The sequence below is a fragment of the Kitasatospora sp. NPDC056076 genome (assembly GCF_042266305.1).
In the GTDB taxonomy this organism is placed as follows: Bacteria; Actinomycetota; Actinomycetes; order Streptomycetales; family Streptomycetaceae; genus Kitasatospora.
On record NZ_JBHJWG010000017.1, the window covers coordinates 99,125 to 114,377 of the forward strand.

Here is a 15,253-nt window from a genome sequence, read left to right on the forward strand (position 1 = left end):
TCGCCCTGCAGGGGCACTTCGAGGTGAACCTGGCGGGTACGCCGACCCTGAGACGGCCTCAGGGTTGGGTCATCCCGTCGTACCACCCTGGCGTAGGGTCGCGCCATGGACGGAACCGCAACGGACGCAAGCAACCCTCCGACCGCGAACGCCATGCGGCGCGCCCTGCGCCGCGCCCGGGACGGCGTGGCCCTCGACCCGACCGAGGCCGCCGTCCTGCTCCAGGCCAGAGGCGAGGACCTGCGCGACCTGTGCGCGAGCGCCGCCCGGGTGCGCGACGCCGGCCTGGAGGCGGCCGGCCGTCCCGGCGTCATCACCTACTCCAAGAGCGTGTTCATCCCGCTCACCCGGCTCTGCCGCGACAAGTGCCACTACTGCACCTTCGCCACCGTCCCCGGCAAGCTGCGCCGGGCCGGGCACGGGATGTTCATGTCCCCGGACGAGGTGCTGGAGGTGGCCCGGCGCGGAGCCGAACTCGGGTGCAAGGAAGCCCTGATCACCCTCGGCGACAAGCCCGAGGACCGCTGGCCCGAGGCCCGCGAGTGGCTGGACGCGCACGGCTACGACGACACCATCGCCTACGTCCGGGCCATGTCCATCCGGATCCTGGAGGAGACCGGCCTGCTGCCGCACCTCAACCCCGGGGTGCTGAGCTGGACGGACTTCCAGCGCCTCAAGCCCGTCTCCGCCTCGATGGGCATGATGCTGGAGACCACCGCCACCCGGCTGTGGAGCGAGCCCGGCGGCCCGCACTTCGGCTCCCCGGACAAGGAACCCGCCGTCCGGCTGCGGGTGCTGGAGGACGCGGGCCGCAGCTCCGTCCCCTTCACCAGCGGCCTGCTGATCGGCATCGGCGAGACCCACCAGGAGCGCGCCGAGGGGCTGTTCGCGCTGCGCAAGGTCTCCCGGGCCTACCACGGCGTCCAGGAACTGATCCTGCAGAACTTCCGGGCCAAGCCGGACACCGCGATGCGCGGCATGCCCGACGCCGAACTGGACGAACTGGTCGCCACGGTGGCCGTCGCCCGGCACCTGCTCGGCCCGACCGCCTGCCTCCAGGCGCCGCCGAACCTGGTCGACGGCGAGTACGAGCGGCTGATCGCCGCGGGCATCGACGACTGGGGCGGCGTCTCCCCGCTCACCCCGGACCACGTCAACCCCGAGCGCCCCTGGCCGCAGATCGACCGCCTCGCCGAGCGCTCCGCCGCGGCCGGCTTCGAACTGCGCGAGCGCCTCGCCGTCTACCCCGAGTACGTGCTGCGCGGCGAACCCTGGCTGGACCCGCGGGTGCTGCCGCACGTCCGTGCCCTGGCCGACCCGGCCACCGGCCTGGCCAACCCGGACGCGGCCGTCCTGGGTCGCCCCTGGCAGGAGCCCGAGGACCTGCCGGAGTCGTACGGCCGGACCGACCTGCACACCGCCGTCGACACCGAGGGCCGCACCGGCGACCGCCGGGCCGACTTCGAGGACGTGTACGGCGACTGGGAGGTGCTGCGCGAGCAGGTGCTGGCCAAGGGCGCGCCCGAGCGCCTCGCCGGGGACCTGCGCGAGGCGCTGGCGGTGGCCGCCGACGACCCGACGAAGCTCACCGACGACCACGCGCTGGCGCTCTTCCACGCCGACGGCCCGGCCCTGGACGCCCTGTGCCGGATCGCCGACGACGTCCGCAAGGCGGCGGTCGGCGAGGAGGTCACCTACTGCGTCACCCGGAACATCAACTTCACCAACGTCTGCTACACCGGCTGCCGCTTCTGCGCCTTCGCCCAGCGCCGCACCGACGCCGACGCCTACACCCTCTCCCTGGAACAGGTCGCCGAACGGGCCGCCCAGGCCTGGGAGGTGGGCGCCACCGAGGTGTGCATGCAGGGCGGCATCCACCCGGACCTGCCCGGCACCGCCTACTTCGACATCGCCCGCGCGGTGAAGGAGCGGGTCCCCGGCATCCACGTGCACGCCTTCTCCCCGATGGAGGTGGTCAACGGGGCCACCAGGACGGGCCTGTCGATCCGCGACTGGCTGCAGCGGGCCAAGGAGTCCGGCCTGGACACCATCCCCGGCACCGCCGCCGAGATCCTCGACGACGAGGTCCGCTGGGTGCTCACCAAGGGCAAGCTGCCGGCCGCGACCTGGGTCGAGGTGGTCAGCACCGCGCACGAGCTGGGCATCCGCTCCTCGTCCACCATGATGTACGGGCACGTGGACACCCCCGCGCACTGGCTCGGGCACCTGCGGCTGCTCGCCGAGATCCAGCAACGCTCGCTCGAATCCAACAGCGGTGGCGGCTTCACCGAGTTCGTCACCCTCCCGTTCATCCACACCAACGCCCCGGTCTACCTGGCCGGCATCGCCCGCCCCGGCCCGACCGCCCGGGACAACCGCGCCGTGGTCGCGATGGCCCGGCTGCTGCTGCACCCGCACATCCCCAACATCCAGACCAGCTGGGTCAAGCTGGGCGCCGAGGGCGCGGCCGAGATGCTCCGCTCCGGTGCCAACGACCTCGGCGGCACGCTGATGGAGGAGACCATCTCGCGGATGGCCGGCTCGGCGTACGGCAGCTACAAGTCGGTGCGCGACCTCCAGGCGATCGCCGAGGCCGCCGGCCGCCCGCACCGCCAGCGCACCACCCTCTACGGCGAGGTGCCCGCCGAGCGGCGGGCGGCGGCGCTCGCCTCGGACGGGCACCTGCCGGAGCTGCTGCCGGTCCTGGACTGAGGCCGGGCGCCGGGAACCCCGAACCCCGGCCGCCGTACGGGCGGCGGCCGGGCGGGACCGTACGGTCGGGGGACCGGGCGGGGCAGGGGCCGTGCGGGTAGGGACCGTACCGGCGGCGGCCGGGCAGTGGCGGGGCGGGGGCCGGGCAGGGGCGGCGGACTCCGTGGGACGCCGTCCTTCCGTTCGAACCTTCGAAGTACAGTGCCAGGGCGCGTCGGCGGCCGTGGTGTCGCACGCGGCCCCCGACCCCGACGAAAGGCGCCCCGTCGTGATGCCACTGTGGTCACGAGCCCAGCAGCAGGACTTCCGCAGCCGGGTGCGCGGCTGCCTGCTCGGCGGTGCCATCGGTGACGCGCTCGGCGCCGGCGTCGAGTTCGAGCACCTGGAGAAGATCCGGGCCCAGCACGGCCCGCAGGGCGTCACCGGCTACCTCCCCGCCTACGGGCGCACCGGCGCCGTCACCGACGACACCCAGCTCAGCCTGTTCACCGTGGACGGCCTGATCCGCGCCCACATCCGGCGCGACACCGGCAGCTGGCACCCGCCCACCGACCTGCACCTGGCCTACCTGCGCTGGGCCGCCACCCAGCGCGACTGGGGCCCGGACGAGCGCCGCCCCGACCTCGGCTGGCTCGGCCGCGAGGAGTGGCTGTACGCCCAGCGCGCCCCCGGCCAGGGCTGCCTGACCGGCCTCACCGGCCCGGACGGCGAGCGCCTCGGCACCCTGGACCGGCCCAAGAACCCGCACTCCAAGGGCTGCGGCACGGTGGTGCGGGCGGCGCCCTTCGGGCTGCTCACCACCTGGGAGCCGGGCCTGGTGTTCCAACTCGCGGTGGAGTGCTCGGTGCTCACCCACGGCCACCCCACCGGCTACCTCGCGGCGGGCGCCTTCGCGGTGATCGTCCAGGCCGTCGCCCGCGGCGGCACCCTGGAGGAGGGCGTGCACCTGGCACTGGCCCTGCTCTCCGAGCGGCACGCGCACGAGGAGACCACCGCCGCGCTGCGCGCCGCACTGGACGCGGTCCGGGCCGGCGAGCCGTCCGCCGAGCGGGTCGAGGCCCTGGGGGAGGGCTGGGTCGCCGAGGAGGCGCTGGCCATCGGGGTCTACTGCGCGCTGGTCGCCCACGACGTCCGCTCGGGCCTGCTGCTGGCCGTCAACCACTCCGGGGACAGCGACTCCACCGGTTCGATATGCGGCAACCTGCTCGGGGTGCTGCACGGCGACACCGCGCTGCCGCCGGGCCTGGTGGCCGGGCTGGAGGGGCGCGGCGCGATCCTCGAACTCGCCGACGACTTCGCCCTGGAGCTGATGCACGGCACCGAACTGCACGACCGGCAGAGCCCGGAGGGGGCCGACTGGGCGGTCCGCTACCCGGTGGCGCACTGAACGGCGGCGCTCCGGCCGACGCCTTCGTGAAGGGCGCGTTGGTGCAGGGCGCCTTCGTGAAGGGCGCCTTCGTGAAGCACGGCCCCCGGAACGGCAGTTGCCCGTAGCGCCGACCGCCGCCGCTCGGGGCGACGCACAGCGCTACGGGCAACTGGGCCGAGCACGGATCCCGTTCAGACCTCGCCGAAGGCCCCCGCCGCCGCAGCGGACGCGAAGGCGTTCCAGGCCTGGGTGGAGAAGCGCAGCTGCGGACCGGCCGGGTCCTTGGAGTCCCGGACCGCGACCGCTCCCGCGGCCGGTCCGGCGATCTCCACGCAGGCGCCCTGGCCTCCGCTGTGACTGCTCTTGCGCCAACGGGTTCCGTGCTCGGCGGGGGTGCTCATTCGTGGTATCCCTTTTCGATGTCGGCTATCAGCGACCGGCTCTCCGCGACACCGAGTGCGGCCGCTCTCAGGTAGTCGTACAGACCGGTATAGCGGCGCACATCGGTCTCCTTCTCCAGGTAGAGATCGCTCGTCACACCTTCGAAGTAGACAACCGTGGAATCGGCTGACTCCGGGAACTCCAGCAGGGAGAATGTCCCGGTCATACCGGGGTGGGCGCCGTGCGAGAACGGGATCACCTGGATGGTGATGTTCGGGCGCAGGCTCAGCTCCAGCATCTGCCGCAGCTGGCGGGCCATGATCTCGCGACTGCCGACCTCGCGGCGCAGCGCCGCCTCGTCTATGACGGTCCACAGGCTGCCGAGCTGGTTCTCGCCGTGGACGCGCTCCTGGCGCTTCATCCGCACCTGGACCCGGCGCTGCACCGCGATCGCGTCGGTGTCCGGCTGGGTGCCCTCGACCACCGCCTGCGCGTACTGCTCGGTCTGCAACAGGCCGGGGATGAAGGAGGACTCGTAGGCGCGGATCGAGGAGGCCTCGGCCTCCAGCCCGATGTAGACGCTGTACGGGGTCGGCATGTCGTTGAAGTCGTGCCACCAGCCGCGCTGGCGGGACTCCTTGGCCATCTCCATCAGGCTGCCGCGCATCTGCTCGTCGGCCACGTTGTACACGTCGCAGAGGTCGCGCACGTCGCGCTGGCTGATGCTGCGGCGGCCGTTCTCCAGGCGGCTGATCTTCGACTGGGAGACCATCAGGCGGCCGGCCACCTCCTCCGCCGTCATCCCCAGGCCCTCGCGGAGTTTGCGCAGCTCGGAGCCGAGGCGTCGGCGGCGCACGGTGGGATTGATGTTCGCGGACACGTCGACCTCCGGCCGAACCTCTGGTGATCGTTGGAACGGCAGCCCTCGGAACACTTCGGACATTGGGACCAACCCCCCTGACTTGGAGCAGCATGTCACCTTGGGCCAGGTCGGCGCCGGGGAATCACAGCAGCGCGGTAGAACAGATCATCGGAAAAGCGCGTCTGTGAGACAGCGGAAGCCCCCAGGTGGTAATGCGGCTCGGCGACTCGAACCGGTAGTTGCGGTGGGCCCCCACGGGCCTGCGGGAACGGCAGAGGGGCGGTCGCCGGGCGACTTGCGTCGCGGGGCGACCGCCCCTCTGTGCTCCTGGTGCTTCTCGTGCTTCCGGTGTTCCCGATGCCTCCGGTGGTGCCGGTGGTGCCGGTGGAACCGGTCGTCCTGGTGGTGCGGAGAAGTGCGAAAGGTCGTTCAGCGCCGCCGAGGGGCGCGAACGGTGCGCCGCGCGCTGCCGGGCGTTCCCTCGGACCTTCCGTCGGACGTGCCGTCGGATGTGCCGCCGGATGTGCCGTCGTCCGGGGCGTCGTCAGGGTCGTCGGACGTGCCGCCCGGGTCGTCGCCCGGTACGGGTCCGGCGGCCCGGGTCAGCGCACCCCGACCCGCGGCGCGGGGACCCGCCCGCCCGGGGACCGGCCCGTGGCACGGGCACCGGAGCGACCGGAAGCGGCCCCGGAACCGGCCCCAGGGCCCTGGGATGAACGGTTCTGCTGCGCCGGCAGACCGTTCTGCACGTCCATCACGGCATGCGCGACCATCCCGCCCAACGGGTCGTACCGGATCAGGTCGCGCAGCCGCGACCGTGAGGACCGGCCCTCGTTGCCCGGGTACAGGTGCTTGCCCAGCCCCACCGAGTGGGCGAGGGCCGCCAGCGCGGCCGTCCGCGGGTCCGGCGGCACGCCGGTGCGGATCGCGGTGTCCAGCCGCTGCTTGATCGCGGCGTTGGTGCAGTCGTCGGACGCCTGGTACCGGGTCGTCGGCAGCACCCCGCACACCTGCCCCGGCACGGCCGTGACCATGCCGCAGCGCTCCAGGTGCGCCAGGTACGTCTGCCGCAGCCCCAGCCGGGGCCCGCCGATCCAGTGCGCCGCGCGGACCGGACTGCCGCGTCGGCGCAGCAGTTCCAGTGCGTGGTCGAGGGTCGGGTCACCGGTCGGTCGTGCGAGCACGACGGCGATCCGGTCACCCTCCGGTACGATCCGTCCGGCCAGGGACAGCTCGACGAGCTGGGCCCCGGCGAGTCCGAGGTCGAGGGTCTGCGGCTGCGCCGTGGTACCCGTGGTCGGGTCCAAAGCGAGCAGCAAGAGTTCCTCGGGAACAGTTCTGCGGCTCTTGCCCATCCAAGCCTCCCCGCGTGGATGAGAGACAGGGTGACGCCTCTCACACGGGCTTGTCGAGTACGCCTCCGAATCGTGACCTTGCGGTGAAGGCGCGGAACCGGCGGCCTCGGGCCCGGCGTCTGACCCTTGAACAGACCGCGTTGCGGCCGTGCGGCGGCAATAAGCCCCGGTCGGGCGGGGTGTGCGCGGCCGGACGGCCGTTGGTGGCGGAGACTGTACAGGTACACGGGGCGGGGCGTCGGCTTCCCGAAATCGGGTCTGCCGGTGCCCCGCCGGGCGTTGAGGAGGCTGGGATACGTGGGCGAGTCCCCCGACAGGGTGCTGAGGGACGGCGAGCGGGAGCGGGACCGCGAGCGCGAACGGAAGGGCGAACGGGAGGGTGCGGCGGCTGCCGGGGCGTCAGCCGGGGCCGTCCGGTCCTCGGCCGACGCCTCGACCGAGGCCGCCGCCGACGCGTCCGCTGACGCCTCGCCCGTCGCCGACACCGCTGCCGACACCGCCGCCGGCACCTCGGCCGACTCCTCCGTGGACGGGCCGAAGGCGGGCACCAAGGGTGGCCCGACGGTGGAGCTCCGTGTCCGGGATGTGGACAGTCGGACGACCATGCTGCGGCTGCCGACGGACGACCGCACCACCGCCCTGCGGCTGCCGGTGGACAACCGGACCACCGCGCTGCGCCTGCCGGAAGAGCTGCGCAAGCGCGCGGACGAGGGCGTTTCCGGCGGCGGCGCGCAGAAGGAGAAGGACGCGCCGGAGACCGACGGTGAGAAGGGGAGCGCCGAGCGGACGCCCGTCGCCGACCCGCGTCTCGCCATCCGGACCACCGCGGCGGCGGAGCCGGTCGGCAAGGCCGGCAAGGCCGACGAGGCCGGCACGGTGAACGAAGCCGACGAGGCCGACGAAGCCGACGGGCCCGATGAGGCGGCGAAGGCCGAGAAGCCGGCAGAGGCCGAGAAGCCGGAGAAGGCCGACGCACCCGAGACCCCCGGAGCTTCCGAGACCTCCGAGACCTCCGAGACTCCCGACGCCACCGCGCCCGTCGCACTGACCGGGAACGGGCAGCCCGGTCAGCGCTCGGGCGGGGCGGGGCAGTCGGGCCGGTCCGAGAAGCTGGAGAAGCCCGCCCCGCTCCGCACCCCCGCGGCCCCGGCGGCGCCGCCCGCCGCCGGCAGCGTCCCCGAGCCCCCGGAGCCCGCTCCGCTGCCGGAGCCGGACCCGGCCCCCGAACCGCTGCCCCGGCCGGCCCCGAAGCCGGCCCCCACCCCCGCCCCCGCGCCGACACCGCTGCCCGAGCCGGACCGGCGGCCGGTGCCGCCCGTCCCGCCGCTGCCCCGGCCCGAGCCGCTGCCCTCCCAGCAGGTGCCGCCGCGGCCGGAGCCCCGGCCGACTCCGGAGCCCCAGCCCCAGCCCCAGCCCTCGCCGGAGAACACCGCCGAGGCGATGGAGGTGCTCGCCACCCTCAACGCCCGCCCGGTCTCGCCGCTGCGCCGCGCGCTCAAGCGGGTCACCATCTGGACGGCCTTCCTGGCCGTGGTGCTCGGCGTGCTCGTGGTGGGCCAGCTGCTGCGCCCGCTGCCGGACCCGAAGCTGCGGATGACGACCGCGGGCAGTTTCAGCTTCGCCGGCGACCAGTTGGACCTCGCCTGGCCGGCCAAGGGCCAGTCCGCCGCCGAGGTGGTCGGCGTCGGAAGCCTGGGCACCTCGGGCCAGGAGGCGCCGGCCTCGATCGCCAGCGTCACCAAGGTGATGAACGCCTATCTGATCCTGCAGAAGTTCCCGCTCAAGAAGGGGGAGAGCGGCCCCAAGATCAAGGTGGACAAGCAGGCCGCTCAGGAGTCCGGCAACGCCGACGAGTCCCGCGTGACGCTCGTCGAGAACCAGGAGCTCACCGAGTACCAGGCGCTGGAACTGCTGATGCTGCCGTCCGCCAACAACGTGGCCCGGCTGCTCGCCCGCTTCCACTCCGGCTCCGAGGACGCGTTCGTCAAGCAGATGAACGACACCGCGGCCAAGTTCGGCATGACCAACACCACCTACGCCGACCCGGCGGGCTACAACGCGGACACCAAGTCCACCGCGAAGGACCAGCTCAAGCTGGCCGAGCAGGTCATGCAGGACGACATCTTCCGGCAGATCGTCTCCACCCCGGACACCACGTTCAACAACGTGAAGATCTCCAACACCAACAACCTGATCAACCCGAAGACCGGCGTCATCGGCGTCAAGACCGGTTCCAGCACCCCGGCCGGCGGCTGCCTGATGTGGGCCGCCTACAAGGAGATCGGCGGCGTGAAGCGGCTGATCCTCGGCGTCACCCTGGGCCAGCAGGCCACCAGCCCGAACCCCGGTGACGGCATCCTGCCGACCGTGCTCAAGGTCAGCGGCAAGCAGATTCAGGCCGCCCAGAACGGGCTGACCGGCCAGACCGTGGTGAAGAAGGGCGACGTGGTCGCCAGCGTGGACGACGGCCTCGGCGGCAAGGTCTCGGTCGTCGCCACCAACGACCTCGTGGTGCCCGGCTTCCCGGGCGTCACCGGCACCGTGACCCTGGACCCGTCCGCCCTGGGCCACAACGAGAAGGCGGGCAAGGAGGTCGGCACGCTGCGCGTGGGCGCGGGCGACAGCCGGACGGAGGTCCGGGTGGCCCTCCAGAGCGACCTGAACCCGCCGTCCATCGAGTCCCGCCTGCTGCGCCTGCTCTGACCGTCCCGGCGCGGGGGGAGCCGGCCCGCCCGGCTCCCCCCGCGCTGTCCCCCCGTCAGACCCCGGCACCCCCGCCTCCCGGTCCGCCACCCCCGGCCGACCCCTGATCCGGTACGCTGTGAACGGCCTGGTCACCGACCGGCCACGCCTCAGTAGCTCAGGGGATAGAGCACGGCTCTCCTAAAGCCGGTGTCGCAGGTTCGAATCCTGCCTGGGGCACAGCACTGACCTGGTGGAATGGCGGCATCTTCCCTGGTGGGAAGGTGTTCGCCGCTCCCACCGTCGAGGTGATCAGCAGTTTCACCACAGTCTCGGACAGTCTCGCTACAGTCCGGCCACACGACGTCTCCTCCTAAATTTCCCCCAAACGATCATGGTGAACCCGCAGGCCAGGGCCACGTGAACGTGAAAGCGCCCCCAGTCGCCGTAGTGACATGGGGGCGCTTTCGTGCCGGGGTAGAGGGGGGTCAGGCCTGCCCCGGCAGATCGCCCGGTCCCGCCATGCGGCGGGTCCCGCGCGATGGTGAGGTCAGTAGGATTCCAACGACCTCACGGTCCCCCTCCGTAGCGCCCGTTTCCGTCGGGCACTCCGCAGGGGAGTTCAGGGGCCCGGCCGGTCGGAGAGCAGCCGCCGGCCGGGCCTGTGTGCTACCTCAGCCACCCCACGACGAGTCGTTGACAGTCATGGGGGCCGCCGACACGGTGGTGGGAGTCGGGTCCGGGGCAACGATGCCGCCCCAGCTGGAGTCCGCGACGGTCGGCCGCGGGTCCGGTGATGCGGTAGTACCGACGGCGAGTGCGGCGCCGACAGTGAGGGCGGCGCCAGCCAGAACGGCAGCCGCTCGGCGGGCGATCCACGTGCGAGAGGACATGGGACACCCCTTTCAGTACTCGGGGAAGGACGCGTCAATGTGCGCACGCACTAGTGTTCGCGCGGGTAGTTGCTAGTTCAAGCGCTTCCAGTGTCGTGGCGGCTAGACTTCCGACAGTAGAAGTCCAACGCGGGGGTGAAAGTGGACACTTCGGGCGCGACTGCTGATCAAAACCTTCTGAGTCCGGAAGCAAAGCAGCTCTACCGACAACTGCTGAGTGGATCGGACACCGCACCGCAGCCCGGCAACCCACTTGACGAACTCCTCGGGCTGAGGCTTGCTGCCCCAGACGCAGCTCGTCCTGGGCACTACACGGCCCTCAATGCATCGGCGGCAGCCCTGCACTGGCAGAGCCACCTGCAGAACCTCGGCAGCCGCTACCTCTCCCAAGCTGCCTCCGTAGCCAGCGAGATGAACGACCTGATCGGCGCGTACCAGATGGCCCAACCGTCCACGGGTGGCGCCATTGAGTACCTGGCTGGCCTCGACGTCATCCAGGACCGACTGACCCCGCTCCTGGCCGCCTGTGAGTCTGAGCTCTTCACGGCCCAGCCGAACGGCCCGAGGCCAGCCGCTCAGCTCGCCCTCAGCTACCAACGTGACATCGCAGTCCTGCAGCGCGGCGTGAAGATGCACACGATCAACCACTACACAGCGCGCCGCGATGAACCGACCGCCCGCTGGGCGGCGACAGTCACTGTGCACGGGGCCAAGGTGCGAACCGTCGCGCAGCGATTCCCCAGAACGGTCATCATCGATCGCAAGACGGCAGTGACCGCGGTCCTCACGCCCTGGGAGGGGCAAGGGGCGCCCCCAGACGAACGAGCGCTGATCATCCACGATGAGGCCGTGGTGCGGTGTCTGGCAACGATGATGGATCTTCTCTGGGGCAGCGCGATGCCGTGGACAGGAGGAACGTTCGTCGAGGTCACCCCGATGCAGAAGACGATCCTGGAAGGGCTCGTGCGCGGCGACGGCCTGGAGGTCATCGGACGTACATTGGGCGTCACCCCGCGAACGGTCTCAACGCACCTTGCCCCCCTGCGAGAGGCAGTGGGCGTCGAGTCGCTTCCACAGCTGACGTACTGGTACGGCCGGCACGAGGCCCACTATCAGGACGTCAGCCCTCTGGTCGGATGACTGCCGAGTGCCCGGACCGGCCAGCTACGTAGTTCAGCCGGTACTCGCCATCTGCGGTGATGAAGTCGTGAACCCTGCCGGGGTCATCGAGAAACCAGAGGTACGCGTCGTGTTGGGCGGGGTCAAGGCCAGCGGAACCGAGCCGGTCACGCAGGTTGGCGATCGCTTTCTGTAGGTCGCCGTGTCGTGTCTGCTGTCCGTCGATGATGAGGATGTAGCTAGGCAGGGTGTGCTCCCGGTTCGGTCCCCCCGGTTGCATGTACCAATCATAGGCGAACGCAAGGTCGAGCAGATGGGGACTTTGGTATGCAGACATTCGATCTTGATCGGGTGACGGTCATGAGGTGCCGACCCCACCCCAACGACAACCAGACACCCGCCAACTGCGGGAACGTCGCGAGGTCGGCGACCGGATCCGTTACCTACGCCGCCAGCACGGCATCAGCCAGGAACGCCTCGGCGAACTAATCGGCCGGGACCGGCAATCGGTATCGAACTGGGAGATCGGCAAAACGCCACCCAGCCTGGACGACCTCGTTGCCACAGCCCGCGCCCTCGGCGTTGAGACCTGGCGCCTGCTCTACGGATGACCATGGGCCTGGCCGACCGCACCGCCGTACGGCCGGCCAGGGGGGTGGTGCGCTACTCCGTCGGCGGCGGGTTCGGCGGCGGCGGGGTGTTCGGTCCGGCCGGCGGTGCCTTCGGGCCCCCGATGCCTCCAGACCCTCCCGAAGCCGGGTTCTGTCCGTCGTCGTGCATCTCGTCCTCCTCCTCAAGAGCCGCCAGCATCTCGGCCGGCGGCGGGAACTGGGGGTGACGCTTCTCCGTCGGGGCTGTGACGTCCCGGCGGCGACCGGGCCAACGGCCCTGCCGGTCATAGGGGACAACGCCGCTCATGGCGTCCTCTCCGTGGTCGGAAGTTGGTTCACCATCGTCGCGCGCAACTGACCACTGACGCTGGTGTTCACCCGTTGTAGGTACGGGCCCGGATCCCGCGCGGAGGCCTCCCCGGGCAGTCGTCGTGCTCGACCAGCTCACGACGCTCGTCGACCGTCTTGATCAGCCGCCCGCGGGTGTACGCGTAGCAGCACGGGCAGTTGCCCACGGTGATGATCGGCTGGACTGGCTGACCGCCGACGGCGCTCACTTGCTCGACCTCGCTCCGGCCGGGTTGCAGTGGCTGTGCGCGGGCATCCGGCGATTCTCGGGCCGCAGGCAGTCCGCGTGCGCGTCCGCGCCGTGGCTGTATTCGATGGTGCCCGGGATGGCGGCCATGTTGTAGAGGAAGCCGACGTGCACCAGCGGGCCGCCGCTGGCGCAGTCCGTGCCGAGGATGCAGGCCTCGCCCCACCACTGCTCGGGGCTCACCGTGATCGTGAGAAAGGGACCGTGGGTCGGCCGGAACTCGACCTGGATCGGTCCGGGCGGGAACGGCCGCGAAGTCTCGGCGCGGGGCAGCATCAGGTACCTCCTAGGTCAGGTGTCGGTTGCACGAGCAGCCGGGGGTGAGACAGAGACAGATCAACGGCCCGGAGCCGTCGCCGGCGCGCAGGCCACCGGGACACCCGTGGTGCGCGCCGAGCTGGCACTCCGCACTGACGTACCGCCCGACGGGACGGACGTCGAGCGTGATGACGATGTGGTCCGACGGCGGCGGCCACGACGCCGCGACCGCGGTCACGACTCGGCCGCCAGGCACGTGGGGTGGGCCACCACGGGCCACCCGAGCGGCGCCGTCCTGGAGCCGGTCGACGTGTAGACATGACCAGCCGCAACCATCGGTGGCTCAGGTGAGCCGCAGCAGATGCACGCCTCGCCGTGGAGTCGCGCCGGGCTTATTGATCCCGGGTCGATGACCTGCGGGTTCGGTGTCCCTGTCACACAACTAAGCGTCCCCGGGCGCTACCCCCGCAAGTGCCACAACCTGTGGCACCCCCTCAGACCGCCCTGGCCCACCGGGCGAACGCGAGCAACTGCTCGTCCTTACCGCGGGACAGCCGGACCATCGTGGCCAGCTCGGCCCGGACCTGGCCGTGCTCTCGTACGTGCTGCGGCGCAATCCGCCTCGCGACCAGCAACGACTCCCGTGCGTGCTGCGGCTGCCCCAGCATCATCTGAGCACGGCCGAGGTCGATGTAGTAGTGCGACCGCCGCTCCGCAGGCAGTTCCCGCGGAGGTGCCCACCGGCCCGCTGCCTTCACCGCTGCCCGCAGATCCTCCTGCTCGCCAACCTCGACTGCCACAGAGAGCCGGTGGATCTCCAGGGAGTCCGGACCAACGGCAGTCCCGTCGTACAGCCGTTCCCGCACCTGATGGGACAACGCCTCAGCGTCCCGGAGATGCTCGCGAGCCTCGTCCGGGCGCCCCATCCGTCCAGCCGCGACAGCTGCCCGCATGTGCAGCGCGGCAGCAGCCGCAGCGAATGGCTCCGTCGCCGGCGCTGGCATCCGATCGACTGCGGCCTGGAGCGACCGCAGACCAGGGTCGAGCTGGCCAGCGGAGAAGTAGGTCTCCATACGGACGTACGCTGCAGCGGCTTCGAGGGCGGGATCAGCGGCGATCGACGCGGCCCAGCGCATCAGCTCCACCAGACGAGCGCTCAGGTCGCGGTAGCCGTACTTGTAGGCCACCGCGTCCGCCGAACGGATGGCCAGCGCGAGGTAGTGGGCGACCTGCTCGCGCTCAGCACCGCGAGCCTGGTCGACCGCACGGAACAGCTCCGCAAGCAGCACCGGCACTTGCTCAGCAAGTCGCACGTACTGGGACTGCACGCGGTCCTCGACCGCCTGGTCCACGTCCGCCGCGAGTTCCCGCAGCGACCGGACCGGACCATCCTCCGGAAGGTCGTACGCGGCGATCACGCGTTGCAGCTCGGGGACGGCCTGATGCACCCGGCTATCCGTCCGCCGGGGTCCCGCCAACAGCTCCTCCGGCGTGGTCTGGACTGCCTGCGCAAGGGCGTCGAGCACAGCATCAGAAGGCCAGCGCTCGCCGTCCTCGACCTTGCGGAGCATGCTGATGCTCACGCCGGACGCCTCGTGCACCTGGCGGCGAGTCAACCCAGCAGCGTGCCGGGCAGTTTCGATGCGCTGACCGAGTGCGGCAGCAGTCGTTCCGGGCATAAGGTGGCTCCGTTCCGTGGTCGCACTCGGAACGGTACCGGCGCCTGTACGACGCCGGGCGGATTCGCCCCGACGGTATGACCGTCGGGGCGGTCTTGCTACAGGTCGGCCAACAGCTCAGCCAGCTCGGTCAGTGAGCCGACCGTCCAGTCCGCGCCGGGCGCGTTAGTCGTGAGACCGATCGGACCGCGGCGAAGATGCGCCGCCCGAAGGCCGGCAGCCTGGGCCGGCGCGATATCGTTCGCCGGGTGATCGCCGACGTACACGATCTCGTGAGGCTCGCCAGGGGCCCAGGCCGTCACCCGCTCGAAGAAGACCGGGTTCGGCTTGTACACCCCCCACTCGCCGGACGTGGCGATCGCATCGGCTGGCAGGCCGAGGCCGCGCAGCAACTCGGTCACCGCGGCGTTCTGGTTGCCCGAGATCCCAACCCACAGCCCTACCGCCTGCAGCTGGGCCAGAGCCGGCCGAACATCCGGGTAGAGGTCGGACTCATCGAGGTAGTCGCCCTGTCCCGCAGCCTGCCTGGCCCGCCACTCGGCGGCAACGTCGACACCTGGCCGAGCAATCCGGATCGCGTCTGCGTTGTCCCGCCCCTGCGCGAGCACGGCCCCGACCAGGGCCGACATAGTGTGCGTGGGGATTTCGAGCCAGCGGGCCCAGTCTCCCCAGTAGCGGGTGTCGCTGGTCAGGGTTTCGCCGATGTCGAACACCACAGATCGCACGGTCACACGGCG

General features: G+C 71.3%; 13 protein-coding genes and 1 tRNA gene. 6 read left to right on the forward strand and 8 right to left on the reverse strand.

Annotated elements, in window-relative coordinates; genetic code table 11:
- Positions 1-105: 105 nt before the first annotated feature.
- Together ACFC1T_RS16755 and ACFC1T_RS16760 are read left to right on the forward strand one after the other, a co-directional pair.
- Complete coding sequence (locus ACFC1T_RS16755; RefSeq protein WP_375889066.1) at positions 106-2,712, forward strand: bifunctional FO biosynthesis protein CofGH; 2,607 nt, start codon at positions 106-108, stop codon at positions 2,710-2,712.
- Between the two features lie 271 nt (positions 2,713-2,983).
- Positions 2,984-4,099, forward strand: coding sequence for an ADP-ribosylglycohydrolase family protein (locus ACFC1T_RS16760; protein WP_375889069.1), 1,116 nt, complete (start codon positions 2,984-2,986; stop codon positions 4,097-4,099).
- A 173-nt stretch (positions 4,100-4,272) separates the two neighbouring features.
- On the opposite strand, the gene ACFC1T_RS16765 is transcribed toward ACFC1T_RS16760, so the two are convergent.
- The 3 genes from ACFC1T_RS16765 to ACFC1T_RS16775 all read right to left on the reverse strand — a co-directional run bounded on the left by ACFC1T_RS16765 (position 4,273) and on the right by ACFC1T_RS16775 (position 6,679).
- Positions 4,273-4,482 (reverse strand): DUF397 domain-containing protein, encoded by a 210-nt coding sequence (locus tag ACFC1T_RS16765; protein WP_350505095.1) that lies wholly within the window; start codon positions 4,480-4,482, stop codon positions 4,273-4,275.
- Positions 4,479-5,342 (reverse strand): helix-turn-helix domain-containing protein, encoded by an 864-nt coding sequence (locus ACFC1T_RS16770; protein WP_375889071.1) that lies wholly within the window; start codon positions 5,340-5,342, stop codon positions 4,479-4,481. The genes ACFC1T_RS16765 and ACFC1T_RS16770 overlap by 4 nt, the downstream gene beginning before the upstream one ends.
- Before the next feature lie 584 nt (positions 5,343-5,926).
- The gene (locus tag ACFC1T_RS16775; protein ID WP_375889073.1) at positions 5,927-6,679 is read right to left on the reverse strand and encodes a GPP34 family phosphoprotein; all 753 of its coding nucleotides are present in this window, start codon (positions 6,677-6,679) and stop codon (positions 5,927-5,929) included.
- A gap of 297 nt (positions 6,680-6,976) precedes the next feature.
- Here ACFC1T_RS16775 and ACFC1T_RS16780 point away from each other — a divergent pair, with 297 nt between their 5' ends.
- From ACFC1T_RS16780 to ACFC1T_RS16790, 3 genes are all read left to right on the forward strand, one after another.
- On the forward strand, positions 6,977-9,382 hold the full coding sequence (locus ACFC1T_RS16780; RefSeq protein WP_375889075.1) for a D-alanyl-D-alanine carboxypeptidase family protein: 2,406 nt from the start codon (positions 6,977-6,979) through the stop codon (positions 9,380-9,382).
- A gap of 146 nt (positions 9,383-9,528) precedes the next feature.
- Positions 9,529-9,601, forward strand: a tRNA-Arg gene (locus ACFC1T_RS16785).
- Positions 9,602-10,389: 788 nt separating this feature from the next.
- Positions 10,390-11,394 carry a LuxR C-terminal-related transcriptional regulator gene (locus ACFC1T_RS16790; RefSeq protein ID WP_375889077.1) on the forward strand — a complete coding sequence of 335 codons (1,005 nt, stop codon included), beginning with the start codon at positions 10,390-10,392 and terminating at the stop codon, positions 11,392-11,394.
- Here the strand turns inward: ACFC1T_RS16790 and ACFC1T_RS16795 are convergent.
- Positions 11,375-11,710 (reverse strand): hypothetical protein, encoded by a 336-nt coding sequence (locus ACFC1T_RS16795; RefSeq protein WP_375889080.1) that lies wholly within the window; start codon positions 11,708-11,710, stop codon positions 11,375-11,377. The two genes, ACFC1T_RS16790 and ACFC1T_RS16795, sit on opposite strands and share 20 nt — an antisense overlap.
- A gap of 28 nt (positions 11,711-11,738) precedes the next feature.
- Between ACFC1T_RS16795 and ACFC1T_RS16800 the strand changes: the two genes are divergently transcribed.
- Entirely contained in the window at positions 11,739-11,984 is a 246-nt protein-coding gene (locus ACFC1T_RS16800) for a helix-turn-helix domain-containing protein (protein ID WP_375889082.1), read from the forward strand.
- A 374-nt stretch (positions 11,985-12,358) separates the two neighbouring features.
- Here ACFC1T_RS16800 and ACFC1T_RS16805 read toward each other — a convergent pair whose 3' ends face one another.
- The 4 genes from ACFC1T_RS16805 to ACFC1T_RS16820 all read right to left on the reverse strand — a co-directional run bounded on the left by ACFC1T_RS16805 (position 12,359) and on the right by ACFC1T_RS16820 (position 15,241).
- Positions 12,359-12,541 carry a hypothetical protein gene (locus ACFC1T_RS16805; RefSeq protein WP_375889085.1) on the reverse strand — a complete coding sequence of 61 codons (183 nt, stop codon included), beginning with the start codon at positions 12,539-12,541 and terminating at the stop codon, positions 12,359-12,361.
- Entirely contained in the window at positions 12,538-12,855 is a 318-nt protein-coding gene (locus ACFC1T_RS16810) for a hypothetical protein (RefSeq protein WP_375889086.1), read from the reverse strand. The genes ACFC1T_RS16805 and ACFC1T_RS16810 overlap by 4 nt, the downstream gene beginning before the upstream one ends.
- A gap of 476 nt (positions 12,856-13,331) precedes the next feature.
- The gene (locus ACFC1T_RS16815; protein ID WP_375889088.1) at positions 13,332-14,516 is read right to left on the reverse strand and encodes a helix-turn-helix domain-containing protein; all 1,185 of its coding nucleotides are present in this window, start codon (positions 14,514-14,516) and stop codon (positions 13,332-13,334) included.
- A gap of 98 nt (positions 14,517-14,614) precedes the next feature.
- Positions 14,615-15,241 (reverse strand): HAD family hydrolase, encoded by a 627-nt coding sequence (locus ACFC1T_RS16820; RefSeq protein ID WP_375889209.1) that lies wholly within the window; start codon positions 15,239-15,241, stop codon positions 14,615-14,617.
- Between the last annotated feature and the right edge of the window lie 12 nt (positions 15,242-15,253).